Consider the following 26,004-nt stretch of genomic DNA (forward strand, 5'->3'; position numbering starts at 1 on the left):
GGAGTCGAACGTGGCATCAATTCGCATTCAGCATCAACCCAATTTTCTGCTAGGTCTGCTATATATCTTTGCAGGAGGAGGATTTGCACTGGTCTCGTCACGTTATGACATGGGGCAGCTTTCTTATATGGGACCAGGTTACTTCCCATTTATGCTCGGACTTTTGCTAGCTGGCATCGGTGCATTGATTGTCGCCCGTTCACTGGGTACAAAAGCGGCATCAATCGTGCGTTTAACGGGCTGGAATTTTCGATCGATCTTCTGGATGGTCGGTTCGGTAATGGTGTTTGGATGGGTACTACAACCCTTGGGACTGATTATTGCCTTGGTCTTGCTCGTCGTATTGGCGAGTCTGGCCAGCCATGAATTCACCTGGCGAACGACTTTGGTGAACGCCTTTGTAATGGTGGTATTGAACGTGGGGGGATTTGTTTATGGTTTGTCAATCCCCTTCCCGGTTTTCCCTGAAATCCTATCAACCTCACTGTAAAGCATCATGGATCTGTTTGACAATCTCGCACTTGGTTTCTCAACCGCGTTGACCTGGCAGAACATAGGCTATGCCTTGGTGGGTTGTTTGATCGGAACATTCATCGGACTTTTGCCGGGTCTGGGTCCTCTTTCTACCGTTGCGATGTTATTGCCGATTACCTATAGTATGACCGCCAGTGGGGCTTTGATTCTGTTGGCAAGCATTTATTACGGTGCACAATATGGCGGTTCAACCACCGCTATTTTACTCAAACTTCCTGGTGAATCGTCATCTGCCGTTACCATGATTGATGGTTATGAAATGGCCAAGCGTGGTCGTGCGGGGGTGGCCTTGGCTACGGCAGCAATTGGCTCTTTTGTCTCGGGCAGCTTTGGTGTGATGTTATTGGCAACCGTTGCCGAACCATTGACACAGGTGGCATTCCTGTTTGGTCCTGCTGAGTATTTCTCACTGATGGTTTTAGGCCTGGTTGGTTCCATCGCATTATCCTCGGATGCAATTGATAAGTCACTCGGCCTGATGGTGTTTGGCGTGTTGTTAAGCTTGATTGGCACTGATATAAATTCAGGTGAGTATCGGTTTACGGGAGATTTTGTTGAATTAACGGATGGTATTGAATTGACCGCTTTGGCGATGGGTGTATTCGGTGTGGCGGAAATTGCCGTTAATTTGGAGCACTATAATCGCGAGCGTGATAGCAATCCGGTGCTGGCCAAGATTACACAATTGTTGCCTAGAAAAGCAGACCTTAAACGTATGCTACCTTCAATTGTACGTGGTACTGCCGTTGGGTCGGTGCTAGGTGCTTTGCCAGGTGCAGGTGTTACAATGGCTTCGTTTGCGGGCTATGCAGTCGAGAAAAAATTTTCCAAACACAAGGATGAATTGGGGCAGGGTGCCATCGAAGGAGTAGCCGGCCCAGAGTCGGCCAATAATGCCGCTGCCCAAACCAACTTTATTTCATTATTGACGTTAGGCATTCCCGGCAGTGCCGTCATGGCCTTGTTGTTGGGTGCCATGATTATTCAGAATATTCAACCGGGTCCACAGGTAATTATCAAGCATCCTGATGTTTTTTGGGGATTAATTGTATCCATGTGGATTGGCAATTTAATGTTGGTCGTGCTCAATCTGCCGTTGATCGGAATATGGGTCAATATGCTCAAAGTGCCCTATCGAATTTTGTTCCCCGTAATTTTAGTGTTTTGTTCGGTAGGAGCATTTACGGCCCGGGCTTCGGTGTTTGATATTTATCTGTTGGGGGTGTTTGGCATCCTCGGCTATATCCTGATCAAGTTGCAAGTTTCACCGGTACCGTTGTTGATGGGAATGGTACTGGGGCCGATTCTGGAGGGAAGCTTTCGGCGTGCATTGATGATTTCTCAAGGCGATCTTTTAATCATTTACGAGCGGCCGTTGTCGCTAGGCTTACTCATAGCGGCATCATTATTAATTGTCGTATCGGCGGTGCCATTGATGAAAAAACGGCGAGAGAAAATTTTTACGGAATTGTAATACACTACCGTTTTTGACATGTGGCCATGCCACCCTGCATCTGATACACGGTGGCATGGCCGTTTATGGATAGTCAGTAGCTGTCATTGATAAATCCAATTATCTCACTTTCTTTTTATTTTAGGTTTTAAATATTTTTCGTTATGAGATATTGTCGCAGCTCTGTCTTGAGAACCTTGCCATAGCTGTTTTTGGGCAAGGCCTCAATCACATGATAATGTTTGGGCCGTTTAAAGCGGGCCAGATTATCCAAACACAGCCGGTCCAGCTCTTCTGGTTCAACAGTGTAGCCTTTGCGTGTCACGACAAAAGCCACAGGCACTTCCCCCCATTCGGCATCCAATTGGCCCACGATCGCAACCTCTGATACATTCGCATGTGTCAGCAAAACCTCTTCCACTTCACGGGGATAAATATTGGAACCACCGGAAATGATAAGGTCTTTGGAGCGGTCATGCAGGGTAAGAAAACCGTTTGCATCCAGAAAACCGGTATCACCGGTCAGTAACCAGCCATCGCGCAATGTTTTCCGTATGGCTTCTTCATTACGCCAGTACCCCTGCATGACCGGTGCGCCCCTTACAGCCACTTCACCAATTTCCCCCGCCTCCAATGGCTGGCCGTTACCATTTATGACACGGACTTCAACCATAGATTGCGGCAAACCTACCGAAGCAATACGTGCTTTCCAATTGGCATGTGCCGCATCTGCCAAATGCTGGCGGGCCAGTGCCGTGATAGCCATGGGACACTCACCCTGTCCGTAAATCTGTACAAATCGAGGACCAAAAATCTGTAAAGCTTGCTGGATATCTTCAACATACATAGGACCACCACCATAAACAATGGTTTTGAAACCTGAAACATCAGCCCCGCTGTCCATCACATAATCCAGCAGACGCTTGACCATGGTGGGTGCAGCAAAGAATGTCAGCCGTCCCACTGACGCAGCCAGTTCTGCCAGCTCTGCCGGTTCAAAGCCACCGGATAACGGTATCAAATGGCGGGCACCGCTAAGCATATGGACATAGTTGTACAAACCGGCACCATGAGACATGGGTGCGGCATAAACCATAACGTCGGCAGGATCTGAGGTATCCACATCAGCCAGATAGGAAACGGTCATGGCCTGCAGGTTGCCATGGCTTTGCATAACACCTTTGGGGCGACCGGTTGTGCCCGAGGTATAAAACAGGGAGGCAAGCGCATCAGGCCCACAATCATATATAGGTGCACTGGCATGTTGCAGGGCCTGTCCATATTCAGGGCTACCCGGAATAAGTATATGTGCCGGCGGGTTTGCCAGATTGTCAGTGCAGGCGGACAATGCTTGTGACACGATTAATACCTGCGCTTCACAATCAGCCAGTACATAGTCCAGCTCTTTGTTGTGAAGCTTGTAATTGACAGGCACGGATACCGCACCGATCCACAGAATGGCATGCAGGATTTCAAGATACTCAACGCAGTTGGCGGCATAAATGGCAACCCTGTCTCCGGGTTTCACACCAAACGCATGCTTCAAATAACCGGCCAGGGCAGTGGTTCTTTGCAACAGTTCACCATAACTCAATTGCAACTGTGTGCCTGAGTAAACCGCTGGTGCATCAGGGTTGGCATTGGCCGTACGTTGAAGATACAGGACAATATTCATCGTACCTGCTCCAGAATAAGTTTTTCAAAGCCAAGATTGTCTAGATGACCAAATGGGAGATAGGCCCAGCCCACGATAGATACGGTCATGTTATGTCTCCTTATGCTTTTTTATCTTTATTAGGTTATGGTTATAATGCCCGATACTTCCTCATCCTGACAGTTGCTTGATTACACAAGGGTTTACCCGATAAGGGATGTTTAATAATGGAGACAAAACCCCTTTCATCTCCCACCACCCAAGATGACCTGTTGTTGGCTTTTGATATGGCACCTGTTGGTTTACTCATATCCCGCAATCGCTATGTACAGTCATGCAACCGGGTATTTTCCAATATGTTCGGCTATTTATCCGAAGCACTGAAGGGCAAATCGCTACTCTCTTTGTATCCCTCTGTCACCGAATTCGAGCATATCGGTGACCGTGCCCTGATGGTTATGCGAAATGAAGGACGTTATTCCGATGATCGCATCATGAAACGCAATAACGGACAGTTATTCTGGTGTCATGTAAGCGGACGGCCATTAACAGGAACGAGCCGTTTTCTGCTGCAATATGGGTGTTTGAGGATATTTCAGAAAAAAGGCAAATCACGACTGAATTGACAACCCGAGAACGTGAAATAGCCCAGTTTCTTGTGGCAGGAAAAAGCAGCAAGGAAATCGGCAAACAGCTTGGTATTGGTTACCGTACCGTTGATGCCCATCGGGCAAGACTCATGCGCAAATTTAAAGTGACGTCTTCGAATGAACTTATTGCAAAACTGATCGGTTAAACAAAAAACTGCGGCCAGACCAATAAGAACCGATAACTGATAATTCTTAAATTCAGATTTTAGATGGAGAATAATAGTGACAACCCAAAGTCTTTCAGCAAATATAGATTTTCCACTGGATGATATACGCGTACTGGACCTTTCCCGTGTTTTTGCAGGACCGCTTTGCGGTCAGGTGCTGGCCGATTTTGGCGCGGAAGTGGTCAAGGTGGAACATCCGGCCCGTGGCGATGATACACGTGATTGGGGGATGCGTATTGGTAAAACCGAAACGACCTATTACAACAGTATGAACCGCAACAAGCGTTCAATTACCATAGACCTGCAAAGCCAGGAAGGGATACAGCTTATTTACAAGCTGCTGCCTTCGTTTGATGTTGTCATTCATAACTTTAAAACAGGTGGCGCTGAAAAACTGGGACTTGGCTATGAACAGCTTAAAGCCATTAAACCCGACCTGATCTATTGCGCCATTGCCGGTTACGATACCCGCGGTCCAGAGGCGAAAAGGCCTGGCTACGATCTTGTGATCCAGGGAGAGAGCGGTTTAATGGCCCTGAACGGAGAAGCTACCCAGCCTCCACTCAAGTTCGGGGTGGCGGTTGTGGACATGATGACTGGCATGTACGCGGCCCAGGCCGTCTTAGCCGCCCTGTATAAGCGTAGCAAAACCGGCTTGGGCCGGCTCATTGAACTTGCTTTATATGATTGCGGCATCATGATTACCGGTTATTACGGATTGGATGCCCTGTTGATGGAGAAAGATCCGCCACGCTATGGTAATGAGCACCCCTCCATCATGCCTTATGGCATGTTTGAAGCGGCTGACGGTCCTTTAATCATTGCAGTCGGTAATAATGCACAATTTTTCAAGTTCTGTAACCAGGTTATTGAATGTCCGGAACTGGCTGAAGACCCGCGCTTTATTTCCAATGTGGAACGCGCCAGACACAGAAACATCCTGCAGCCGATTTTGGTTGAAGCCATCAGGCGATATCCGCGTAAGCAGTTACTGGACCGCATGACCGACTGCGGTATTCCATGTGGCGAAGTGGCCGATTTATATGAAGCACTAACCAGTGAACGATCCAGACAGGGTGGTCTGATTGAGAAAATGCCTCATCCGGATGCCGGCAGCACCCATGTTTTTGCTCCCCCTTACCGTTTGGACGGACAACGCCTTCCCGTACGTCATGCACCACCACAATTGGGTGAAGGAACACGTGAAGTCCTTACCCGGCTGCTTGCGCTAAGCGATGAGGAACTGGCTGACTTGCACAGTAAGGGAGTACTGACACTGCCACAATAAACGATGTGCAGAAAAGGGGCATATAAGAACCCGCACGCCAGGGAAACTTAAGGCGTGCGACAAGCGCTGGAATGAATTTATTTTTTGATTAATTTGTAATTCAGCTTGGTAGACATGGGCTGGCCGGTTTGCCTGTCTCTTGCTTCAACATAGCCTTCCCCGACAAAATAAACGCTGTTGTCGGCCTTTTCATCCAGACGGATCAGTGAAGGGTTGCTTTTGTCGAATTCAAACTTGCCACCGGTTTCAAAAACCCTGTTTCCAGGACGGTTGGTCACGTATTCTTGCTTTAGCTTATAGGTTTTGTTGGGAAGCAATTCCAGTTGTACCTGGATGGCTTCACAGTCAGCGCAAGGGAAAGTGCCTTCATAAGTACCTTGCCAGTCTAGTGCAATGTCGGCTGTATGCATGTCTGGTACTTTATTTGCTTTATCCTGATTGCTGGCGCAGCCAACGATAATAAAAGAAGCAAGCAAAATCGCCAATCCGGTTTTTTTCATTTCAAATCTGCCTTTTAATTCAACAATAATAATGAGATAAGTCTTCAGTTTATGCCAATATGAATGATACGTGTGACAGGATAATCATGCAGAAAAGTACTGCAAATTTATTATTTTTTTATTTTCTATGCTTTTATTTTGCAAAAACATGATCCAAAGCATGGTGGTGTTATCAAAAATAAGAAATAATAATTATTATTGTCTAGACAATTCAGGGCAGGGTAAGCCCATAAAAACGTTGATTATCAGACTAAACTGGAATTTGTCATATTGGTACAACTGCAGCCCTGTCAAAATGCTACAGGTCAAGCATCATTACTTTGCCGGTTATTTGCTTGTCGATGAGTTTTATATAGATCAAATTAATTGAAAATCCCCAATTAATTTACCAAAGCTATCATTAGCATAAAATAATTAAAATTTGTATTTAATAAATTTATGCTATAGTCAAACCATCAAGTCTTTCCTTAAACAGGAAATTTACCCATACGAATGGAGAAATGCAATGAGTCAAGATATTAAAAAGTGCCCCGTCACCCACCTGACCACCGATTTTGGTGCGCCCGTACCCGATAACCAAAACAGCTTAACTGCCGGCCCACGCGGCCCTTTGCTTGCCCAGGATGTATGGTTACATGAAAAACTAGGCAATTTTGTTCGCGAAGTGATTCCTGAGCGACGCATGCATGCCAAAGGCTCCGGTGCATTCGGTACCTTTACCGTTACCAATGACATTACCAAGTATACCCGTGCAAAAATGTTCTCTGAGGTAGGTAAAAAAACTGAAATGTTTGCCCGTTTCACCACCGTTGCCGGTGAACGTGGTGCGGCCGATGCAGAACGTGATATTCGTGGCTTTGCCCTAAAATTCTATACCGAAGAAGGTAACTGGGATATGGTGGGTAACAACACCCCCGTGTTCTTCTTCCGTGATCCACGTAACTTCCCCGACCTGAACAAGGCTGTTAAACGTGATCCGCGCACCAATCTGCGCAATGCCACCTATAACTGGGATTTCTGGACACTATTACCCGAATCAATGCATCAGGTCACTATTGTGATGTCTGATCGCGGCATTCCAAAATCCTATCGTCACATGCACGGTTTTGGCAGCCATACCTACAGCTTCATCAATGCACAAAATGAACGTTTCTGGGTCAAATTCCACTTCCGCACCCAACAGGGCATTCAAAACCTGAGCGATGCCGAAGCCGAAGCCGTGATTGGTAAAGACCGCGAAAGCCACCAACGCGACCTGTTCAATTCAATTGAAAACGGCGATTTTCCGAAATGGACCATGTGTGTCCAGATCATGCCAGAAACCGATGCTGAAAAAGTATCCTATCATCCCTTTGACCTGACGAAAGTCTGGCCACATGCGGATTATCCACTAATTGAAGTAGGGGAATTTGAACTAAACCGCAACCCTGACAACTTCTTCATGGATGTTGAGCAGTCTGCTTTTGCACCAAGCAATCTGGTACCCGGCATTAGTGTTTCACCCGATAAGATGTTGCAAGCCCGCTTGTTCAACTACGCTGACGCGCAACGTTACCGTTTGGGTACCAACTACCAGCAAATTCCGGTCAACCAGGCTCGTTGCCCGGTATTCTCCAACCACCGTGACGGTATTGGCCGTATTGATGGCAACTATGGTGGCTTGCCACACTACGAACCCAACAGCTTCCATCAATGGCAAGCCCAGCCCGACTATAAAGAACCACCATTGAAAATCAATGGTAATGCGGATTACTGGGATTACCGTCAGGATGATGCCGATTACTTCAGCCAGCCACGTGCCCTGTTCAATTTAATGAGCGACGAACAGAAACAGGCCCTGTTCAACAACACGGCAGCGGCTATGGGTGATGCGCTTAATTTTATCAAGTACCGTCATATCCGTAACTGCTATGCATGTGATCCTGCTTATGGTGAAGGTGTTGCCAAAGCACTGGGCATGACCGTTGCTGACGCACAGGCTGCCCGTGAAACAGATCCGGCCAAAGGCCAGCCAGGCTTTCTGTAATTCTTAACGGCATCTTTACAAGGCAATAAAGTTATTTGCCTGACACAGCCCCGAAAACCGGTTTGTTATTTCCGGTTTTCGGGGTTTTTCTTTAAATGCCGGAAAATGCCCGACAACACCTGTCTACACAAAGCATTTTCAGGCTTAAAACTCAATAAAAGCCATAAAAAAATGGCCATTACATTGGCCTTTGATTCCACTCATTACAACCACAAAATTCCAGTTCCAAATTTAAAACCACAACAACTGGTTTTGAGTCGGCTATCATTAACAAAAGGTTACGCCGCATAATCAAGAGATTTATCAGCACCTGTTTACAGTACAGAAAAACAAAGGTCATTCATGAAAAAAATCAAAATTTTATTTTTCGCCATTTTGCTGATAATCACCTTGCTGTGGCTTACCGCCGATACCTTTTTGTCGCAAGACTTCCTTTTTTTTGCAGTCAGGTCTTCTTTAATCAGCTATACCGGGCTGATTGGGATCGGTGTAATGAGCATTGCGATGATTCTGGCTTTACGACCTGTTTTTATGGAACCCGTAACAGGTGGCCTGGATAAAACCTATCGCCTGCATAAATGGCTGGGTATTACAGGGCTCGTCATATCCATTATGCACTGGCTGCTAGTGAAAGCACCCAAATGGATGATTGGCTGGGGCATGCTGGAACGGCCTGCACGTGGTCCACGACCCGAACAAACGAATTCCATTTTCATCTTTTTCCAAGAACAGCGTGGCTTGGCTGAAAGTATTGGAGAATGGGCATTTTATGCCGTTGTCATTTTGCTTTCACTGGCACTGATTAAAAAATTTCCTTACAAGCATTTTTTTAAAACACACCGATTGCTACCCATTGTTTACCTTTTTCTTGTATTCCACTCCGTGGTGCTAACGCCGTTTTATTACTGGAATCAAGCAATTGCACCTGTGATGGCAATTTTAATGCTCGGAGGAACCGTAGCTGCCATCATCTCCCTGTCCAGGAAAGTAGGGTATCACCGCAAGGCAATCGGAGAAATCACTCAACTGGAATACTTTACAGATAACCGGGTACTCAGTATTGATATCAAATTATTAAGTCATTGGCGAGGCCACCAAACCGGTCAATTTGCTTTTGTCACGTTTGATAAAGATGAAGGGGCGCATCCATTTACCATTTCTTCTTCATGGAACAATGACGGTCATATCAACTTTATGGTAAAAGGTCTGGGTGACTACACCAATGCCATGCCAAGAACCCTAAAAAAAGGTGATCTGGCCAGTATCGAGGGTCCCTATGGACGCTTCATGTTCAATGGCGACAAACCCAGACAGATATGGATAGGTGGTGGCATTGGCATTACCCCATTTATTGCCCGCCTGCAAAAATTAAGCACTGAAAAGCATAACCAGATAATCCACTTGTTTTATAGCACCAGCGCACCACAAGAGGACTTTATTGAAAGGCTAAGAAAACTCGCGGAAAAGGCAAAAGTGACCTTGCATGTCATTGTCTCGGGTAAAGATCCACGTCTAAATGCCGACCGGATTTGCAACATCGTGCCAGACTGGCAAACAGCCGATATCTGGTTCTGTGGCCCGGCAGGTTTTGGAAAATCACTAAAAAAAGACATGATACAAAAAGGCCTGTCTGAAGACTATTTCCATCAGGAACTGTTTAACATGAGATAAAGCCATTTTTTAAACAGCTTTCAAGGAGAAAGCCGTTATGACACTACCTGATACTATGCCACCAGGGCTGGAATGCTACAGCCAATCACCCGTTTTCACGCCAGATACCTTGCCGGAAAAATTAAAAGCCAGTCATTCCGTCAAAGCGGGTACCTACGGATTGTTACGGGTGATTAGCGGAACGTTGCGTTTTACCTATGAAACAGAACCGTCCACAGACGTTGTCCTGAACGCTGGTGAACAAATCGTGATTGCACCCGATACACGCCATCATGTGGAATTTGAACAGACAGGCAGTTTCCAGATAGACTTTTACCGGTCAAAGGATCATGTCAAAAGACCCGATAACACATAACCCACCAAGGCCATTTTTTTAAACCAGAAGCCACTAAATCATCAAAAAAAACGGGTACGATGCCAGGCAAAAATCACACCGTCTTACATGCCATAACCAGCACTGTCTGTGGCATGCAAGACTTCTTCATCACGGAATCGTGGGATATTCGGGCATATGCTCGGGCCATTGCGTCAGCACTTCGTAGCCGCCTTCAGTAACCACCACCATATGCTCCCATTGGGCAGACAGGGAATGGTCTTTGGTAATAACCGTCCAGCCATCGGCGAGCTGCTTGGTATGTCTTTTACCGGCATTAATCATGGGTTCAATGGTAAACATCATGCCAGGCTCTAGCTTCATGCCCTGTCCAGGGCTGCCATAATGAAGTACCTGGGGCTCATCGTGGTAAACCTTGCCAATCCCGTGCCCACAATACTCGCGTACCACACTGAAACCTTCACGATGTGCAACGGTTTGAATGGCATGGCCAATGTCACCCAAGGTAGCACCCGGACGGACCTGCATGATGCCGGCACGCATGGCTTCATAGGTTGTGTAAACCAGGCGACGTGCCAATGTACTGGGGGGACCTACAAAATACATGCGGCTGGTATCGCCATGCCAGCCATCCTTGATAACGGCAACGTCAATGTTAACAATATCGCCGTTCTTGAGTACTTTTCCGGATGACGGAATACCATGACAAATAACATGATTGACCGATGCGCAGATGGTTTTGGTAAATCCGCAATATCCTACGTTGGCAGGAATGGCCTGCTGTACATCAACAATATAATCGTGACAAATACGGTCAAGTTCTTCAGTGGTAATACCTGCCTGAACATAGGGTGCAATCATGTGCAGGACATCAGCCGCCAACCGAGCGGCTTCACGAGCTTTGGCAATATCTTCCTGTGTATGGATGGTAACTTTTTTTCTGCTCATTATCGGATACTCTTAATAGTCGAAATTTATTGTCAAGAGTATAACATTTCAATTTTTTCTATATTGTTATCGATCCATGCCAAGCTTTCTGCTAGCATTGCCTTCAACATATTTATGGAGTGAAATCATGATGCTGAACAAGTCAGTCATATTCAGTCTGGGTATATTCTGCTCGGCCACTGTTTTTGCGCAAACACCCGCACCGGTTTCCGAACCAGATGAATTGACCATCCTGCATATCAATGATCATCACTCCAATCTAGAGGCCTATTCCGCTAACCTGTTATTGAACACAGGCAAACAGACACAACGTGAACCGGTTTCGGTCAGCTTGGGCGGCTTTGCAAGAATAAGCGCTGCCTTTGAATCCCTGGCCAAAAACAATGACAATGTCCTGAAGCTGCACGCCGGTGATGCCACAACGGGTACCCTGTACCATAGCCTGTCGGTAGGGCAGGCCGATGCCGACCTGATGAATACCATCTGTTTTGATGCCATGACCGTTGGCAACCATGAACTGGATTTAGGGGACCTGGCCCTGTTCAATTTTATGGAAATGCTCTGGTATTCCCCCGCTTGCAAAACACCGCTGCTTTCCAGCAATCTAAGGCCTGGTCCCAAATCTGCTCTTGCCAACAACGTGATCAAACCTTCGATTGTGCTAGAACGTGGTGGCCATAAAATTGGTATCGTGGGTGTAACCAGTGCTTATAAAACTCAACATGCTTCCCGTCCTGATCCCGGTACCATTTTGGGTAATGAACTTGAATCAGTGCAAAATGAAATAAACCGGCTGACCCAACAAGGCGTTAACCGAATTATCGTGCTTGCCCATTTGGGTTATCCTGCCGAACAAAAACTGGCACAACAGTTGTCGGGGGTAGATATTATTGTGGGCGGAGATTCCCACACCCTGCTGGGCAGCAAGACATTAAACGATTATGGCTTGAAGCCCATGGGACCTTACCCCACCCGTCTTGTTAATGCAGATAATCAACCGGTTTGCCTGGTACAGGCCTGGCAATACAGTTCGGTTGTTGGTGAACTAAAGGTGCGGTTTGATGCCAACGACAACGTCGTTGATTGCCAGGGACAACCACATCTACTTATTGGTACCGACTTCAACCGCAAAGGAACGCCTGTAACACCTGAAGAACATCAAGCCATTCTGGCCGATCTGGCCACCCAAACAGAAATCATGGCGATTGAGCCCTCTGCCCGGGCATTGTCGATGCTAGCGCCGCACCAGGAAAAACTCAAGGCATTTGCCAATCAGCAGGTAGGTACTGCTCCGCTTGATATTTGCAGCCGCCGCTTTCCTGGCGTGGCAGGAGCCGGTAGCTCAAAACTGGCTGGATGTGATATTAACCAGCATCCAAATACGCATGGTGGAGATATCCAGCAACTGGTTGCCCATGCATTTTTGATGCAAGGAAAAAATTTTGGTGGTGCCGATATTGCCATCCAGAATGGGGGGGGTGTACGCACCGATATTGCAGCAGGCCCGGTAACGGTTGGAGATATCTACTCCGTCCTGCCATTCAGGAACATGCTGGTCAGGCTAACCGTGAAAGGGCAGGACCTCAAAAAAGTACTTGAGGATTCCATTGATTCCGTACTTAAGGGTAATACAGGTTCATACCCTTATGCAGCAGGATTGCGTTGGGATCTTGACCTGGCTGCACCAAAGCAGGAAAAATTAAGCAATTTGCAAACGAAGCAGGAAGACGGAACCTGGGGCCCCCTGGATCCGGAAAGGACATACAAAGTGATAATCATCGATTTTCTGGCGGATGGCAAGGATGGCTACCAGCATTTTGCCAATGCGCCAGATATTGCTCGTGAAGACACTTTTCTGCCCTATGCAGAAAGCTTCCTGAAATATGTGCAGTCCAACCCGACGCTTGAACGCTTGCCAGTTACTGAATACAGTACGCAAACCATAAAGGGAATAGCATCCTTGAATAAACTGCTTGGTTTATTAAAAAAATAATCGCAGAAATATCAGCCGCATTTGATTTCAAACAATGTATTGTTTCAGACCTATTACAAAGTTTGATATTGCTCAAAACAAACAGTTACCTTTTGCATCAACCTAGAGCCTAATGTAATTTTTATCTGTTTGTGGAGAAATCTAATGCAGTTCACACCAAAAGTAGTAACCGGCTGTTTAGTGGCCATGGGTATTTTTGCCGCTACGCCGGTCATGGCCCACGAGGCAGGCGACTGGCTTGTCAAAGTAGGTGTCACCAGTGTCATGCCAAAGTCAAATAACGGTACCGTTGGCCAAGGACTGGTTCCAAAAGGCATAGGCCTGGATGTTAACAGCAACATGCAACCCAGCTTCAGCCTTACTTACATGGCAACCAAAAATGTCGGCATAGAATTACTGGCCGCCACACCCTTCAGCCATAAAATTTATGGCGATGCACCCGACCTGGGGGGCGACCTCGGAAAAATTGGCAAAACAAAGCATCTGCCACCTACCCTTAGCGTCCAATGGCACTTCCTGCCTGATTCAGACGTCCAACCTTACGTTGGTGTAGGTTTAAACTATACAAAGTTTTTCGATACCAAACCACAGGGTGCACTTAAAGACCTTGGCTTCAAAAAACTTAAGCTTGAAGATTCATGGGGACTTGCCGCACAGGTTGGCGTTGATATCCGCTTAAGCGAACGTTGGTTCATGAATGCCGATTTACGCTATATTGATATCGACTCCAAAGTCAAACTAGATGGACAACGTATTGGCACCGCCAAAATTGACCCTTGGGTCGCGACCGTAGGTGTTGGCTACCGTTTTTAACCAGGCTATTACCCTTGATCTAATATGAACTACCCCCAAAAAGTTGAATACATATCCAATTTTTTGGGGGCAGTTCAATCAACAATAATACGTTTTGCCCGCAAATAAGGGTTGACAACTACCCGACACAAATAATGTCCCAGGCTAGTGTGTTGCCAATCAAATTACTGCTTGACGGCTTCCAGTGCGATATCCAGCGTAACTTCATCACCCACACCCGGTGCATATTTACCGGCATTGAACTCGGTACGCTTGATGACCGCGGTCGCATTGGCACCAATGGCGTCTTTATTCAACATGGGATGAGGCATGTTTACAAAAGAAGTAACGGTTAAGGTGACGGGTTTGGTAATGCCTTTGATGGTCAGGTCACCGTCAATGCTTACCGGCTTGTCACCCTCAAAGACCACTTTGGTGGATTTGAAGGTGGCGGTAGGAAATTTGCCTGTATCCAGAAAATCTTCACCCTGAATGTGTCCGTCAAACATTTCAAAACCGGTATCAATGGATTTCATGTCTACCGTAATATCAACCGCAGCGGTTTTGGCTTCCTTGTCCAGCTGTACAGTACCTGAGGTTTTGTTAAAACGCAGGATCTGTTTGGACATCCCCATATGGTCATAGGAAAAGCGTGGAAATGTATGGCTTGGGTCAATGTTATAAGTCTCGGTGGCCGCAAAAGCAGGAGAAGCGATAAGCGTTGCGAAAGCAGCTGCAATAAGTTGTTTTTTCATGGTCAATCCTTTAATTTCATTAATATAATAATTTAATATTCAAATATATAGCCTGGTATTAAAAAACAGGCTTACTGTCCTGCAACAACATTGAATTTAATCCTGATGTCATTGGCAACAATGCCAAAATCACCCCACATTCCTTCACCTACCTTAAAGTCAGCACGTTTGAAAGTAAATTCACCGTCAAAAATACCCTTGCCATCTTTTTCTGTAAAAGTGAATGGGATGGAGACCTCGCGGGCATTTCCCTTGATATCCATCTTGCCATCAACCTGATAGCGGTTATCACCCAAAGCCTGCACCTTTACAGACTCAAATTTGGCAACGGGATAAGCGGATGTATCCAGCCATTCGGTTTTTTTCAATTCCTCATTGGCTTCACCATAACCCGCATCAATGTCTGCAATGGGTATTTCAATCACCACCCGGGCCTGTTCAGGAACGGCAGGATCAAAACTGAATTGTGACGCGTTCAATTGCTTGAAATGCCCGTCCATATTGACGTTCATCTGGCTATAGGTAAACGACAACTTGCTGGCTGATGGCTCAATGGTTTTATACTCTACCGCACTGGCAGTACCTGTCATGGCAAGCAAAAATGCAGTAGCGGCAAAAAAATAACGTAAGTGCTGTTTCAACATGAATATCTCCTGATAACTTCGTTTATCTTTGTTTGTCCAGAACCGGTATCATGCGTGCCAAAATATTGTCCCTGTCCAGAATATGGTGCTTGAGTGCCGCAGCAATATGTAAAACCACAAAACCTAACAACACGTAATTCAAAGCCCAATGCACTGTAGTCAGTGTTTCACCCAGGGCCGGATTCTTACTGACCAAATCTGGCAAAGGCCATATGCCAAACCAGACAACCTGGAATCCCTGTGCCGAACTCATCAGCCAGCCACTAAGGGGAATAGCCAGCATCAAGCCATAAAGCACCCAATGTGCAACGTTGGCCATAAACCGCATGAAACCCGACATTGAATCTGGCAATGAGGGTGCTGCATGTGTCAAGCGCCAGGTAATCCGGGCGAAAACCAGCAATAGCATGACTATACCTGCCCACTTATGCCAAGCATAAAGCTGCAGCTTTGACGGAGACAAGGGAATATCCTGCATATAAAATCCCATTGCAAAAGTACCGCTTAAGCCCAATGCCATTAGCCAGTGAAGAGTAATAGCGATAGGGGTATATCGTTGACTCATGAGGCCGCCTTCAGTAATAAAAAACTAATGTATAAATAATTATTAATTGCTATTTAACATTCTATTCAAGATTACCTGAAAGCAGAAGATCATAATTTGGATATAATTGTCCCGACAATGGAACAATAATGGATAAAAGCCATGATTTTGAATGCGAATGACCTGATTTTATTTGCCCATATTATGGAATATGGCAGTTTTTCTGCGGCTTCAGATCATACAGGCCTGCCAAAATCCACCTTATCACGACGGATCAGTGACCTGGAAACCCTGCTGGGAGAAAAACTGATTACCCGCAGTACCCGCAAACTGGCGATTACAGATTTTGGTGAAGCAGTACTGCAACATGCCAAGCGTCTATTGGAAGAAACCGAAGCGGCTTCGGCATTTGCCCTGAACCGGCAAACCACGCCACAAGGCAAATTGCGAGTGTCATTGCCGACCGAATTCAAGGAATTTGCCATGGTTTCATTCCTGGAAAAATTTACCCGTCAATATCCACAGGTTTCCCTAGAACTGGATTTGTCAGCAAGACGGGTAGACCTGATTGTGGAACGCTTTGATATTGCCATTCGCATTGCACCTTCTTTGCCCGATGACAGTACCTTGGTGGCACGTAAAATAGCCGTATTGAAAAATGGCCTGTATGCCAACCCCCTTTACCTGAAAAAAAACGGTACACCGTCCTCCCCCGAGGATTTGATCAAACACCAAGGGATGGTATTGATAAACAGCCGTGGGGATTTCCTGTGCTGGAAACTGCACAACGGTCAAGAAGAATGGGAAGGATTGCCGCTGCACCGGATTTCTTCCAACTCAGTCGGCTTGCACCAGGACCTGGCCGCCCAAGGAATGGGCATTGTAGGACTGTCTGAGTTGTTTGCCCGCCCCTTTGAAAAAGACGGTCGCCTGGTCCGCATTCTGCCCGAATGGTCAATGCCTACCGATACGGTTTGGTGTGTAACCCCCGGAAGACGGCTTTTACCCACTCGGACACAAGCGTTTATTGATTTGTTCAAGCAGGAAATGCAAGACGCTTAAACAAGGTTATTTGAAAGCGTTAACTGGCAATTTCAAATAAACAAGCCCGTTGTCTTCAGGTTCAGGCATATTACCGGCCCTGATATTAACTTGCAGGGACGGTAATATGAGGCGTGGCATGCCAAGGGTCTTGTCACGGGCCTGGCGCATTGCAACGAATTCTTCCTGGCTAATACCTTTCTTGACATGAATATTATGTTTTATTTGGTCTGCCACCGTCGTTTCATAGGCAAACTCACGGTTATTGGGGGCGTAATCGTGACATACAAAGATACGATGATCACCAGGCAGGCTTAATAATTTTTGGATGGAACGATAAAGCTCGGCGGCATCACCCCCCGGAAAGTCGGCACGGGCCGTACCGCCATCAGGCATGAAAATGGTATCGCCCACAAAAATCGCATCACCAATGACATGACTCATGCAGGCCGGTGTATGGCCTGGTGTATACAAGGCCGTCGCTGTCAAATGGCCAATATGATAGGTTTCATTTTCTTTGAACAGGTGGTCGAACTGGCTGCCGTCACGGGCAAGGGCAGAACCGTCGTTAAACAGCTTGCCAAAAGTTTGCTGAACCGTCGTGATTTTGTCACCAATGGCAATCTTTCCACCTAGTGCCTGCTTGATGTAGGGAGCGGCAGAAAGATGATCGGCATGCGCATGGGTTTCAATAATCCATTCGGTTTGTAAACCCTGCTGTTTAACCGCAGCAATAATGGCATCCGCCCCTTCGTGACTGGTTGTCCCTGATGGCGAATCAAAATTCAAAACCGGATCTACAATGGCGCAGGCCTTGGAAAGCGGATCTTGCACAATATAAGAATAGGTATTGGTTTGCTCATCAAAAAAAGCGGTCACAAGCGGTTTGATTAATTGATCAGCTTGTGGAATGTTTACATCATTCATGGGCGGGCACTCCTGTTTTAGGAAATAGTAGTACGCTTATTATATCAATAAATCATGAAATTTAAATATATTGATATTTATTGATTGTTGCTATGGCAATGTCTATAATTACAGTATTCCTTAATTATACGGATCAATCATGCAAGAAATGGCTGCCAGTGCCGAAAAAGCCGCCCGCTTTTTAAAACTTATCGCACACCCTCACCGTTTGCTGATTTTATGCACGCTTCTCGAGGGCGAGCGTAATGTGACCGAATTAACCAAAATCGTTGGTATCAGCCAAACTTCCATGTCCAATCATCTGGCCAAGCTGCGCAGTGAAAACGTGGTTGATTTTACGCGCGATCAGCGTACGCTTACTTACCGGCTAAGTACGGCTAAGGCCGAACCCATTATTGCCGCGCTCTATAAAATCTACTGTGTTGGCAGTGTAGACGAAACCGTTACACTGCTCTAATAAATCACCGCATGCAAAAAAGGACTGAATCCAGTACAACACTGGACCCAGTCCTTCATTTTTCAGTTATACACCGACCCACTTAATATGAGTCAGCTCATGGCGGCAACCTTAAGCAATACTTTCAACAATACCGCCTTCAACACGCAGTGCGGCACCCGTTGTGGCACTAGCTTGTTCAGAAGCAATATAAACTGACATACTGGCTACTTCTTCAGGACTGGCAAAACGGCCAAGTAAAGTGGAAGGACGATTTTCTTTCAGAAAAACGGCTTCCATTTCCAAAGCGGATATACCCCGCTCATCAGCCATTTTTTGCATCATGTTTATAGCACCTGTTGTGCGGGTAGGGCCAGGCAAAATAGTATTCACCGTTACTCCCGTACCAGCCAATACTTTAGCCAAGCCGCGAGAAACTCCTTGCAAAGCTGCTTTGCTTACACCATAGTGAACCATTTCAGCAGGAATATTCAGGGCAGATTCGCTGGAAATAAACTGAATCCGGCCCCAGCCTTTTTCTTTCATGCCCTTTGCATAATGACGGGACAGACGAACACCACTGAGCACGTTGACTTGGTAAATTTCTTCCCAATCGGCATCAGTAATATCAAAAAATGCCTTGCCACCATAAATGCCCAAAGCATTAACCAAAATATCTGCTTGGGGATAGGCGGTGATTAAAGTTTGGCAACCTTCTACCGTACCAATGTTAGCAAGCACACCCACTACTTGCGGGGCCTTGGCAACAGCCTGAATTTTTTTTACTGCAGCATCAATTCGGTCTTGGGTTCGGCCGGTAATAATCACACGTGCCCCTGCTTGAGCAAGACCCGTGGCAATGGCCAAACCAATGCCATCGGTAGACCCAGTTACAATCGCGGTTTTACCGGTCAGATCGATATTCATTATTAACCTTTTCTCTTTTCATATTTGATGGATATTACATTCTAGGGACACCTACCCTAAAACAGAACCCTACAAAATGCATTGCTCAATTCCATTAATGGAACAATCAGTTTGAGTGCCTGCGGTATTTGCTAGAAAAACCAATAAAATTGCTCAAAAAATGAACAATATAACCAAATAAGTTAAAAAAACGGCCTGTGGATAACTACTGGGAAAATGGGTTGTGGATAATTTTTGTATGAAAAGTTCATAAGCGACCGTTGAAAATTTGCCGGCAAACTTGTTCAATCTTATCCAAATTTAAAAAGAACATAAGTAAACAGCAAAAATTTTCTCTAATTTGTTGAAAAAAAAGAAGATTATAAGGAAAACAGACTTATCCACAGAGTATCTGTCTATTAATCATTTTTATATAAAGAAGTTTAATAACATAAAAGAAAAGCCCAAAAACAGCATAAACACCTGTTTTTGGGCACTATAAAAATTTAACGTATGAAAATATAAATAAGTAAAGAAATCGGGCAATAAAAAAAGCTGCATTGATCAATTTGGCATTTAAATCCAATGATAGATGCAGCGATTCAAAAAATATTGCAATTAAAGCGGGTTTTTATGACTATAAAAAGCTGTTTTTACAGTTTTGAAGGTTCAACACCCGCAGCTTTAGCGGCTTTACCCCAACTTTCAATTTCTTTTTCAATAAATGCCTGGCTTTCTTCCGGGCTGGCAATAAAAACTTCATTGCCAATGGTGGCCAATTTATCTTCCAGTTCGGGATCCTGCAAAATTTTGTTCATGGTTTTATTTAAGGTCTGGATCGCCTCATCGGGTGTACCGGTTGGGGCAATCAATGCAATCCATGCAGTCGCATCAAAATTGGGGACACCAAGTTTATCCAGTGGCTGCACGCCTTCAAAAGCCTGTGCGCCGCTTTTGTTGGCAACGGCAAAAACTTTAAGGCGACCATCCTGAACCAAAGGCTTGATTGCAGGAGCCGCTTCAAACATCACGCTGGTATCACCGCCTACCAGGCCAGCAACTGCAGCGGTAGCACCTCTGTAGGGAACATGCAGCAAGTTAAGGTCATTTGCCTGCTTGAACATTTCCATGGTTAAGTGATTGGTTAAGCCAATGCCACCAGAACCATAGTTGATTTTGCCCGGATTCTTTTTAATATAGTCAATTAGTTCTGGAACGGTATTGGCAGGAAAATCGCTACGGGTGACCAGAAACAAAGGCACCATGGATACCATGCCTATGGCGGTGAAATCTTTAGCCGGATCATAAGGCAAGTTGGTATAAAGCGATGGATTGATGCCCAGTGGACCCGAGGCGGCAATTAACAAATTGTAACCATCGGGTTTATCGCGTTTGGCGGCTTCCACACCAATAATGCCACCTGCACCGCCTTTGTTTTCAACTACAAAAGGCTGGCCCAGTTCTTTTGAAAACTGTTCTGCCAGCAAGCGGGCAATCACATCAGTGGTCTGACCGCTTGGGTAGGGTACGGTAATACGAACGCTTTTTTCAGGATAGGCGGCAAATGCGGCACCTGCACTAAGTGTGCAACCAAGTAAAACTGAAGCTATAAATTTCTTCATATATTGTCTCCATAAGGAAGAATGAATAAGTTCTTTATTGAATAACAGCGTTTAATTAAACTTTTGGTTTACTCATTTTCTTTCTGCCATGTGGTAATCAGGCGGAAATTGTTTTCAATATAGAAGTTGTCTGAGGCCGCCAGCAGGCGGTTTGTTTTATCAAAATAAACACGTGTAATTCGTAAAGCCAAGCCATCAGGTTTGAGTTGCAATGCCTGTATGCCTTGTTCAGGCATATGACATGCTCCTACTTCCTGGTGCACCTTCACGATTTCCTGGTTGAATTCTGTTTTCAAAAGCTCAAAAACACTGGGATGGTTACCTTTAAGGCGGTTTTTAAGGTTTTTGAAGGCAGGATTCAGGTAAATGTGCGAATAGGAAATCAGCAGATCGTTGCTGACCAGTTTGCGATAGGCATGCAAACGAACCAGTTTTTCGTTCACGGGGACAAGCAGCTGTTGCGCTATGTCGTGATCGGCCTGAATGGTTTCATGGGCAAATGGCTCAATCCGGGTTTGTGCGGTATAGAGCATTAAATCATTCATGGAACCAAAGGTTGACACATAGACTGACTGGTTTTGGATGGGGGTTGCCGAATTGACAACCGTTCCGGTGCTGGGAGACCGGGTAATCATGCCTTTTTCGGCCAGACGGCGGGTTGCTTCACGAACCGTATGACGACTGACACCATAAATGGTGCCCAATTGTTCTTCGGTAGGCAAATAGCTGCCTACCGGATATTTGCCTGATTCAATATCCGTGAGCAAGGTTTGATGCAGCCAGGCGTAGCGGGGCATCCGCTTGTTGCCGGATGCCCTGGGGATGGATTTTTTCAGGGTGACTGATTTTTCTTGCATGGCCGGATTCTTGAATATCTAGATGAAGGATCATAATTCATATTTAATATGCGTACAATTATAAATTATAAAAGTAATTGATTTAATTGAATTTAATCAATAAATATTTATAATGTACGTACAAATAAAAGTAAGTATATTAACGCCTGTGAACATAAGTTTATATAGGGACAAACATGGCTTTTGAATTATCCGCATACGAAACAATAACAACCGAACTGCGTAATGAGCATGTGCTGGTGGTTACTCTTAACCGGCCATCTGCCGGCAACTCGCTGAATACCCAAATGGGCCATGATTTGCTGGATTTATGGAACCGCCTGACCGCTGATGCCGGGCAGGTGCGTTGTGTTATTTTGACCGGTGCACAAGAAAAAATATTTTGTGCCGGGGGCGATCTTAAAGAACGTAATGGCATGAGCCGGGAACAGTGGCAAAAGCAGCATGAACTGTTTGAACGCATGTATTGGACACTGGTAGATTTGCCAGTTCCCGTCATTGCAGCGGTAAACGGCCATGCTTATGGCGGAGGCTTTGAAATGGCTTTAAGCTGCGATTTCATTTATGTCGGCAATCATGTCCGGTTTGCCTTGCCTGAAGTAGGGCTGGGTATCATGCCAGGTGCTGGCGGAACACAAAACCTGCCACGCGCCATTGGTGAACGCCGTGCCAAGGAAATTCTCATGACCGGTAAACCTTTTACGGCGGCACAAGCGCTTGAGTGGGGCTTGGTCAATAAGGTTTGTGAGCCGGCCTCGGTGCTTGATGAGGCACTTGAAACGGCAATGGTCATTGCCGGCAATGCTCCGCTTTCAGTTAAGCAAATCAAGAAATCCGTGCGTTATGGTAGTCAAATGGAATTGCGCACTGCCTACCGTTTTGAGGTAGAGGCCTATAACCATTTGGTTGAAACTGAAGACCGCTACGAAGGTGTGCTGGCTTTCAATGAAAAACGCAAGCCGGTTTTCAAGGGCAAATAAGAATGAGACAAATGAATAGCTTGACCCAGGATATTGTTCATTTCATCAGCCAATTTGATCACTACAAGATTGATCCAGCGGCATATCGGCTGGCCAAAATTGGCATTATGGATAGTATCGCCTGCATGTTTGCCGGCAGTGAAGAGCCGGTGGTTCAAATTCTGGCTACCCACTTTTGTCAGCGGACAGGTAATGGACAAACAGAGGTAGCCGTACCTTTTCTGGGACAAAAAAGCTTGCCACTGGAACAGGCCGCCTGCCTGTGGGCAACTGCGGCTCATGCACTTGACTACGATGATGTGGCCATGTCAGCCCATCCCAGTACGGTCCTGATGCCGGTGGTGATGACGGGGGCGTTTAATTTTTCGGCTTCAGGACAGGCCGTGTTAAACGCTTATATTTTGGGTTATGAGGTTTGGGCCGAACTGTTTACCCGTGAAAAAGATCCTTACCATATCAAGGGCTGGCATCCAACCGCTATTTTTGGAACGGTTGCCGGTGCTGCCGCTTATGCTTATTTAAGCCGTTTGCCCCAAGAGAAAATCGCCAATGCGCTGGGTCTTGCTGCCAGCATGGCTAGTGGCCTGGTGGCCAATTTTGGTACCATGACCAAACCGTTGCATGCCGGACGGGCAGCCAGCATGGCCATAGAGGCTGTGGAACTGGCCCGTGCAGGCATTACGGCTTGCCCTGATATTTTCGAGCATAAAGCGGGTTTTCTGAAAGCCGTTTCACCGGCTGGCAATGTGGATACCGGTAGTCCAGCCGAATTGGGCAAAACCTGGCGTTTGGCGCAACAGGGGCTGAATATCAAGCAATATCCGGTTTGTTATTCCGGCCATCGGGTTATAGACGGTACCCTTGAAATTATCAATAAAGAAAATTTCAATCTTGAAGAAATTGCAAGCATTACTGCAACGATTGGCCGACCACAAGCGTCCATGTTAAGGAACCCGTGCCCGGAAACGGGGCTTGAGGCAAAATTCAGCCTTGAGTTTGACATTGCCTGCGCACTGCTGGTTCGCAAAGTGGGGCTGGCAGAATTAAGTGATGATTTTGTACGCAGGCCTGATTTGCTGGCTATCTACCCTAAAATTAAAATTGATATCACCGATGTGCTTGATCCGGCCGATACCGCCTTTGCCCTTAATGACCGGGTCGTGATTGTCTTGAAGGATGGTCGTGTTTTTGATTCGGGGGATATCCGTTATCCGGTTGGACATGCCAATTTGCCGCTGGATACTAATAAGCTGCAGGCCAAATTCATGGATTGCCTGCAGATTTGGGAAAACAACATGGACATTTCCGGCAAGGCACAGCCACTTTATGACGCGTTGTCAGCGCTGGAAAAACAGGAAAATATCCGTGTCGCCATTGATGGGATTCTTGCCTGAACCCATTACGCGACAGATTCGTTCTTCATGGCAGGGAAAACTGTCAATAGTGGAAAAATCATGAATACGCTTGCTTCAGAACCCCGCGGTCCGCTTAAAGGTATCCGCATTATTGACTTGACATCGGTGGTGATGGGGCCGTTTACCACCCAGATTCTGGCGGATCTGGGGGCTGATGTCATCAAGATCGAGTCACCTGCCGGCGACACGACCCGTAATATGGGTTATCGGCAGAATAAAGGCATGGGGGCCAATTTTCTGCACCTGAACCGCAACAAGCGGTCGGTCATGCTTGACCTTAAAACCGTGGAAGGCCGTGCAGCCTGTTTGGCCCTGGCAAAAACCGCCGATGTCTTTTTGTACAATGTGCGTCCGCAGGCCATGGACAGGCTGGGCTTGTCTTATGAGGCGGTAAAAGCGGTTAATCCTGCGATTGTATATGTGGGGGCTTATGGCTTTGGCAATGAAGGTCCTTATGCCGGTCGCCCGGCCTATGATGACCTTATCCAGGGTATGACGGGCATTCCGTCCCTGTACAGCCAGCAAACTGGCATGCCACCACGCTATGTGCCCCTGACCATGGCCGATCGTATCGTGGGCATGCATGTGGGAATTGCCTGTCTGGCGGGTGTATTGGAAAGCCGACAATCAGGGCAAGGCCAATCGATTGAAGTTCCCATGTTCGAAACCATGGCACAGTTTGTCCTGAATGATCATCTTGGCGGGGCCACGTTTGAGCCGGCCAAAGGTGAAATGGGTTATTCTCGTCTGCTGGTGGAGCCACGCAAGCCTTATCAGGCTGCTGACGGCTACGTTTGCGTGATTGTGCATACTGATGGACACTGGCAGCGTTTCCTGACACTGGTGGGGCGGCAGGACCTTCTGGCAGCCGGTTCTGTTTTCGAGTCGGTGGAGTCCCGGGCACGGCATGTGAACCAGGTGTATGGTTTCCTCGCAGATATGATTTTGGGCCACACCGTTGCCTATTGGGTTGAAACCCTGGCGGCGGTGGATATCCCGGTGGCACACTTGAATGATGTTGAAGATCTGCTGGCGGATCCTCATTTGCACGCAACGGGGCAGATTGTAAAAATTGTGCATCCCACCGAAGGCAATTTACGTACCGTAGCGCCAGTGGGCAATTATTCGCGTACGCCGCCAGGCATTTACCGGCATGCGCCCAATCTGGGAGAAAATACCGAAGAAGTCTTGCGTGAAGTGGGTTTTTTACCCGAATCTAGCCCGCCTTGCGAAAAGTGAAATTCAGGCGCACGCTGCCCAGCAGGGGGTGTGGTTTGTCTTTTAGCGGCAATATGCCGTGATAACGCAGCCGGTCGGGGCCACCCCAAACCAAAACGTCACCGTGCAAGAGCGGAATGCGTTCGGTCTTGTCGGTACGTTGCAGGCCGCCAAACAGAAAAACGGCCGGCATGCCCAAGGAAACGGAAACGATGGGTGCGCTAAAGTCGCGTTCATCTTTGTCTTGATGCAAAGTAAGCCTTGAGCCAGGCAGGTAGCGGTTGATCAGGCAGGCATCAGGCTCGAAACCGGCAAAACCGGCAGTGGCTGCAGCCTCACTAGCCAGTTTCATGAAGACGCCAGGGATGCCAGGCCAGGCTTTTCCGCTAAGCGGATCTGTTGGCGAATAACGATAGCCCGATTCATCACTGGTCCAGCCAAAGCGCCCGCAATTGGTAAGAGCCACCGACATGGTGAAACCACCTGGTGTGGTCATGTGGCGAAATGGCGAGGTTTGTTGCAATGTTTGTATGGCATTCAGCAATTCCGGAGCGGATGCCAGTGCGTACCCCCTTAGCACCCAGGCGGCGGGGCCGATCTGTTCATGTTCACCGGTGGTTTCGTTGGCAAAAAGGTCGTACATCATGGC

Annotated in this window: 26 protein-coding genes; 15 read left to right on the forward strand and 11 right to left on the reverse strand. The window is 46.7% G+C overall.

What is annotated here, in order from left to right:
- Positions 1–10 precede the first annotated feature (10 nt).
- Positions 11–490 carry a tripartite tricarboxylate transporter TctB family protein gene (locus ACM5Q9_RS07175; protein ID WP_418144044.1) on the forward strand — a complete coding sequence of 160 codons (480 nt, stop codon included), beginning with the start codon at positions 11–13 and terminating at the stop codon, positions 488–490.
- Between the two features lie 6 nt (positions 491–496).
- Positions 497–2,008, forward strand: coding sequence for a tripartite tricarboxylate transporter permease (locus tag ACM5Q9_RS07180; RefSeq protein ID WP_418144045.1), 1,512 nt, complete (start codon positions 497–499; stop codon positions 2,006–2,008).
- 127 nt (positions 2,009–2,135) lie between these two features.
- Here ACM5Q9_RS07180 and ACM5Q9_RS07185 read toward each other — a convergent pair whose 3' ends face one another.
- The gene (locus ACM5Q9_RS07185; RefSeq protein WP_418144047.1) at positions 2,136–3,662 is read right to left on the reverse strand and encodes a class I adenylate-forming enzyme family protein; all 1,527 of its coding nucleotides are present in this window, start codon (positions 3,660–3,662) and stop codon (positions 2,136–2,138) included.
- Positions 3,663–3,868: 206 nt separating this feature from the next.
- Between ACM5Q9_RS07185 and ACM5Q9_RS07190 the strand changes: the two genes are divergently transcribed.
- From ACM5Q9_RS07190 to ACM5Q9_RS07200, 3 genes are all read left to right on the forward strand, one after another.
- Positions 3,869–4,267, forward strand: coding sequence for a PAS domain-containing protein (locus ACM5Q9_RS07190; RefSeq protein WP_418144048.1), 399 nt, complete (start codon positions 3,869–3,871; stop codon positions 4,265–4,267).
- Positions 4,264–4,437 carry a LuxR C-terminal-related transcriptional regulator gene (locus ACM5Q9_RS07195; protein ID WP_418144049.1) on the forward strand — a complete coding sequence of 58 codons (174 nt, stop codon included), beginning with the start codon at positions 4,264–4,266 and terminating at the stop codon, positions 4,435–4,437. Before ACM5Q9_RS07190 ends, ACM5Q9_RS07195 begins: the two co-directional genes overlap by 4 nt.
- A 76-nt stretch (positions 4,438–4,513) precedes the next feature.
- Positions 4,514–5,746, forward strand: a complete 1,233-nt coding sequence (locus ACM5Q9_RS07200) for a CaiB/BaiF CoA transferase family protein (protein WP_418144050.1) — start codon at positions 4,514–4,516, stop codon at positions 5,744–5,746.
- Positions 5,747–5,823: 77 nt separating this feature from the next.
- Here the strand turns inward: ACM5Q9_RS07200 and ACM5Q9_RS07205 are convergent, their stop codons facing one another.
- Positions 5,824–6,246: a copper resistance protein NlpE gene (locus tag ACM5Q9_RS07205; RefSeq protein WP_418144051.1), complete on the reverse strand. Its 423-nt coding sequence runs from the start codon at positions 6,244–6,246 to the stop codon at positions 5,824–5,826.
- A gap of 505 nt (positions 6,247–6,751) precedes the next feature.
- Here ACM5Q9_RS07205 and ACM5Q9_RS07210 point away from each other — a divergent pair.
- From ACM5Q9_RS07210 to ACM5Q9_RS07220, 3 genes are all read left to right on the forward strand, one after another.
- Positions 6,752–8,272: a catalase gene (locus tag ACM5Q9_RS07210; protein WP_418144052.1), complete on the forward strand. Its 1,521-nt coding sequence runs from the start codon at positions 6,752–6,754 to the stop codon at positions 8,270–8,272.
- A gap of 342 nt (positions 8,273–8,614) precedes the next feature.
- Positions 8,615–9,943, forward strand: coding sequence for a ferric reductase-like transmembrane domain-containing protein (locus ACM5Q9_RS07215; RefSeq protein WP_418144053.1), 1,329 nt, complete (start codon positions 8,615–8,617; stop codon positions 9,941–9,943).
- Between the two features lie 37 nt (positions 9,944–9,980).
- Positions 9,981–10,298, forward strand: a complete 318-nt coding sequence (locus ACM5Q9_RS07220) for a DUF1971 domain-containing protein (RefSeq protein WP_418144054.1) — start codon at positions 9,981–9,983, stop codon at positions 10,296–10,298.
- 129 nt (positions 10,299–10,427) lie between these two features.
- Here ACM5Q9_RS07220 and map read toward each other — a convergent pair whose 3' ends face one another.
- A complete protein-coding gene (gene map / locus ACM5Q9_RS07225; RefSeq protein WP_418144055.1) occupies positions 10,428–11,225 on the reverse strand; it encodes a type I methionyl aminopeptidase in 798 nt (265 codons plus the stop codon).
- A 127-nt stretch (positions 11,226–11,352) separates the two neighbouring features.
- On the opposite strand from map, the gene ACM5Q9_RS07230 reads away from it, so the two are divergent.
- Both ACM5Q9_RS07230 and ACM5Q9_RS07235 read left to right on the forward strand, forming a co-directional pair.
- Positions 11,353–13,218 carry a bifunctional metallophosphatase/5'-nucleotidase gene (locus ACM5Q9_RS07230; protein WP_418144056.1) on the forward strand — a complete coding sequence of 622 codons (1,866 nt, stop codon included), beginning with the start codon at positions 11,353–11,355 and terminating at the stop codon, positions 13,216–13,218.
- A gap of 144 nt (positions 13,219–13,362) precedes the next feature.
- Positions 13,363–14,031, forward strand: coding sequence for an OmpW/AlkL family protein (locus ACM5Q9_RS07235; RefSeq protein ID WP_418144057.1), 669 nt, complete (start codon positions 13,363–13,365; stop codon positions 14,029–14,031).
- 164 nt (positions 14,032–14,195) lie between these two features.
- Here the strand turns inward: ACM5Q9_RS07235 and ACM5Q9_RS07240 are convergent, their stop codons facing one another.
- The 3 genes from ACM5Q9_RS07240 to ACM5Q9_RS07250 form a co-directional block, all read right to left on the reverse strand.
- Positions 14,196–14,765 (reverse strand): YceI family protein, encoded by a 570-nt coding sequence (locus tag ACM5Q9_RS07240; protein ID WP_418144058.1) that lies wholly within the window; start codon positions 14,763–14,765, stop codon positions 14,196–14,198.
- Between the two features lie 71 nt (positions 14,766–14,836).
- Positions 14,837–15,409 (reverse strand): YceI family protein, encoded by a 573-nt coding sequence (locus tag ACM5Q9_RS07245; RefSeq protein ID WP_418144059.1) that lies wholly within the window; start codon positions 15,407–15,409, stop codon positions 14,837–14,839.
- Between the two features lie 22 nt (positions 15,410–15,431).
- Positions 15,432–15,974, reverse strand: a complete 543-nt coding sequence (locus ACM5Q9_RS07250) for a cytochrome b (RefSeq protein ID WP_418144060.1) — start codon at positions 15,972–15,974, stop codon at positions 15,432–15,434.
- A gap of 141 nt (positions 15,975–16,115) precedes the next feature.
- On the opposite strand from ACM5Q9_RS07250, the gene ACM5Q9_RS07255 reads away from it, so the two are divergent.
- Entirely contained in the window at positions 16,116–17,015 is a 900-nt protein-coding gene (locus tag ACM5Q9_RS07255) for a LysR family transcriptional regulator (protein WP_418144061.1), read from the forward strand.
- A gap of 6 nt (positions 17,016–17,021) precedes the next feature.
- Here the strand turns inward: ACM5Q9_RS07255 and ACM5Q9_RS07260 are convergent, their stop codons facing one another.
- On the reverse strand, positions 17,022–17,921 hold the full coding sequence (locus ACM5Q9_RS07260; RefSeq protein ID WP_418144062.1) for an MBL fold metallo-hydrolase: 900 nt from the start codon (positions 17,919–17,921) through the stop codon (positions 17,022–17,024).
- A gap of 139 nt (positions 17,922–18,060) precedes the next feature.
- On the opposite strand from ACM5Q9_RS07260, the gene ACM5Q9_RS07265 reads away from it, so the two are divergent.
- On the forward strand, positions 18,061–18,378 hold the full coding sequence (locus ACM5Q9_RS07265; RefSeq protein ID WP_418144063.1) for a metalloregulator ArsR/SmtB family transcription factor: 318 nt from the start codon (positions 18,061–18,063) through the stop codon (positions 18,376–18,378).
- Between the two features lie 111 nt (positions 18,379–18,489).
- Here the strand turns inward: ACM5Q9_RS07265 and ACM5Q9_RS07270 are convergent, their stop codons facing one another.
- The 3 genes from ACM5Q9_RS07270 to ACM5Q9_RS07280 all read right to left on the reverse strand — a co-directional run bounded on the left by ACM5Q9_RS07270 (position 18,490) and on the right by ACM5Q9_RS07280 (position 21,742).
- A complete protein-coding gene (locus tag ACM5Q9_RS07270; RefSeq protein WP_418144064.1) occupies positions 18,490–19,284 on the reverse strand; it encodes an SDR family NAD(P)-dependent oxidoreductase in 795 nt (264 codons plus the stop codon).
- A 632-nt stretch (positions 19,285–19,916) separates the two neighbouring features.
- Positions 19,917–20,885 carry a Bug family tripartite tricarboxylate transporter substrate binding protein gene (locus tag ACM5Q9_RS07275; RefSeq protein ID WP_418144065.1) on the reverse strand — a complete coding sequence of 323 codons (969 nt, stop codon included), beginning with the start codon at positions 20,883–20,885 and terminating at the stop codon, positions 19,917–19,919.
- Between the two features lie 68 nt (positions 20,886–20,953).
- Complete coding sequence (locus ACM5Q9_RS07280) at positions 20,954–21,742, reverse strand: GntR family transcriptional regulator (RefSeq protein ID WP_418144066.1); 789 nt, start codon at positions 21,740–21,742, stop codon at positions 20,954–20,956.
- Between the two features lie 176 nt (positions 21,743–21,918).
- Here ACM5Q9_RS07280 and ACM5Q9_RS07285 point away from each other — a divergent pair, with 176 nt between their 5' ends.
- Genes ACM5Q9_RS07285 through ACM5Q9_RS07295 form a run of 3 tightly spaced genes read left to right on the forward strand, consistent with a single transcriptional unit; the run spans position 21,919 to position 25,376 of the window.
- Positions 21,919–22,722 carry an enoyl-CoA hydratase/isomerase family protein gene (locus tag ACM5Q9_RS07285; RefSeq protein ID WP_418144067.1) on the forward strand — a complete coding sequence of 268 codons (804 nt, stop codon included), beginning with the start codon at positions 21,919–21,921 and terminating at the stop codon, positions 22,720–22,722.
- A gap of 11 nt (positions 22,723–22,733) precedes the next feature.
- Positions 22,734–24,116 (forward strand): MmgE/PrpD family protein, encoded by a 1,383-nt coding sequence (locus tag ACM5Q9_RS07290; RefSeq protein WP_418144068.1) that lies wholly within the window; start codon positions 22,734–22,736, stop codon positions 24,114–24,116.
- 27 nt (positions 24,117–24,143) lie between these two features.
- Positions 24,144–25,376 carry a CaiB/BaiF CoA transferase family protein gene (locus tag ACM5Q9_RS07295; protein ID WP_418144069.1) on the forward strand — a complete coding sequence of 411 codons (1,233 nt, stop codon included), beginning with the start codon at positions 24,144–24,146 and terminating at the stop codon, positions 25,374–25,376.
- Here ACM5Q9_RS07295 and alkB read toward each other — a convergent pair.
- Entirely contained in the window at positions 25,354–26,001 is a 648-nt protein-coding gene (gene alkB, locus ACM5Q9_RS07300; RefSeq protein ID WP_418144070.1) for a DNA oxidative demethylase AlkB, read from the reverse strand. The genes ACM5Q9_RS07295 and alkB overlap by 23 nt on opposite strands.
- Between the last annotated feature and the right edge of the window lie 3 nt (positions 26,002–26,004).

Source organism: Advenella sp. RU8 (assembly GCF_048381675.1).
In the GTDB taxonomy this organism is placed as follows: domain Bacteria; phylum Pseudomonadota; class Gammaproteobacteria; order Burkholderiales; family Burkholderiaceae_B; genus Advenella.

What these genes read in the sequence shown, in the direction of transcription:
- ACM5Q9_RS07180 (WP_418144045.1), top strand. Translation starts at nt 497, where the DNA reads ATGGATCTGTTTGACAATCTCGCACTTGGTTTCTCAACCGCGTTGACC.
- ACM5Q9_RS07185 (WP_418144047.1), bottom strand. Translation starts at nt 3,662, where the DNA reads ATGAATATTGTCCTGTATCTTCAACGTACGGCCAATGCCAACCCTGAT.
- ACM5Q9_RS07190 (WP_418144048.1), top strand. Translation starts at nt 3,869, where the DNA reads ATGGAGACAAAACCCCTTTCATCTCCCACCACCCAAGATGACCTGTTG.
- ACM5Q9_RS07205 (WP_418144051.1), bottom strand. Translation starts at nt 6,246, where the DNA reads ATGAAAAAAACCGGATTGGCGATTTTGCTTGCTTCTTTTATTATCGTT.
- ACM5Q9_RS07210 (WP_418144052.1), top strand. Translation starts at nt 6,752, where the DNA reads ATGAGTCAAGATATTAAAAAGTGCCCCGTCACCCACCTGACCACCGAT.
- ACM5Q9_RS07215 (WP_418144053.1), top strand. Translation starts at nt 8,615, where the DNA reads ATGAAAAAAATCAAAATTTTATTTTTCGCCATTTTGCTGATAATCACC.
- ACM5Q9_RS07220 (WP_418144054.1), top strand. Translation starts at nt 9,981, where the DNA reads ATGACACTACCTGATACTATGCCACCAGGGCTGGAATGCTACAGCCAA.
- map (WP_418144055.1), bottom strand. Translation starts at nt 11,225, where the DNA reads ATGAGCAGAAAAAAAGTTACCATCCATACACAGGAAGATATTGCCAAA.
- ACM5Q9_RS07230 (WP_418144056.1), top strand. Translation starts at nt 11,353, where the DNA reads ATGATGCTGAACAAGTCAGTCATATTCAGTCTGGGTATATTCTGCTCG.
- ACM5Q9_RS07235 (WP_418144057.1), top strand. Translation starts at nt 13,363, where the DNA reads ATGCAGTTCACACCAAAAGTAGTAACCGGCTGTTTAGTGGCCATGGGT.
- ACM5Q9_RS07240 (WP_418144058.1), bottom strand. Translation starts at nt 14,765, where the DNA reads ATGAAAAAACAACTTATTGCAGCTGCTTTCGCAACGCTTATCGCTTCT.
- ACM5Q9_RS07245 (WP_418144059.1), bottom strand. Translation starts at nt 15,409, where the DNA reads ATGTTGAAACAGCACTTACGTTATTTTTTTGCCGCTACTGCATTTTTG.
- ACM5Q9_RS07250 (WP_418144060.1), bottom strand. Translation starts at nt 15,974, where the DNA reads ATGAGTCAACGATATACCCCTATCGCTATTACTCTTCACTGGCTAATG.
- ACM5Q9_RS07255 (WP_418144061.1), top strand. Translation starts at nt 16,116, where the DNA reads ATGATTTTGAATGCGAATGACCTGATTTTATTTGCCCATATTATGGAA.
- ACM5Q9_RS07260 (WP_418144062.1), bottom strand. Translation starts at nt 17,921, where the DNA reads ATGAATGATGTAAACATTCCACAAGCTGATCAATTAATCAAACCGCTT.
- ACM5Q9_RS07265 (WP_418144063.1), top strand. Translation starts at nt 18,061, where the DNA reads ATGCAAGAAATGGCTGCCAGTGCCGAAAAAGCCGCCCGCTTTTTAAAA.
- ACM5Q9_RS07270 (WP_418144064.1), bottom strand. Translation starts at nt 19,284, where the DNA reads ATGAATATCGATCTGACCGGTAAAACCGCGATTGTAACTGGGTCTACC.
- ACM5Q9_RS07275 (WP_418144065.1), bottom strand. Translation starts at nt 20,885, where the DNA reads ATGAAGAAATTTATAGCTTCAGTTTTACTTGGTTGCACACTTAGTGCA.
- ACM5Q9_RS07280 (WP_418144066.1), bottom strand. Translation starts at nt 21,742, where the DNA reads ATGCAAGAAAAATCAGTCACCCTGAAAAAATCCATCCCCAGGGCATCC.
- ACM5Q9_RS07285 (WP_418144067.1), top strand. Translation starts at nt 21,919, where the DNA reads ATGGCTTTTGAATTATCCGCATACGAAACAATAACAACCGAACTGCGT.
- ACM5Q9_RS07290 (WP_418144068.1), top strand. Translation starts at nt 22,734, where the DNA reads ATGAATAGCTTGACCCAGGATATTGTTCATTTCATCAGCCAATTTGAT.
- ACM5Q9_RS07295 (WP_418144069.1), top strand. Translation starts at nt 24,144, where the DNA reads ATGGCAGGGAAAACTGTCAATAGTGGAAAAATCATGAATACGCTTGCT.
- alkB (WP_418144070.1), bottom strand. Translation starts at nt 26,001, where the DNA reads ATGATGTACGACCTTTTTGCCAACGAAACCACCGGTGAACATGAACAG.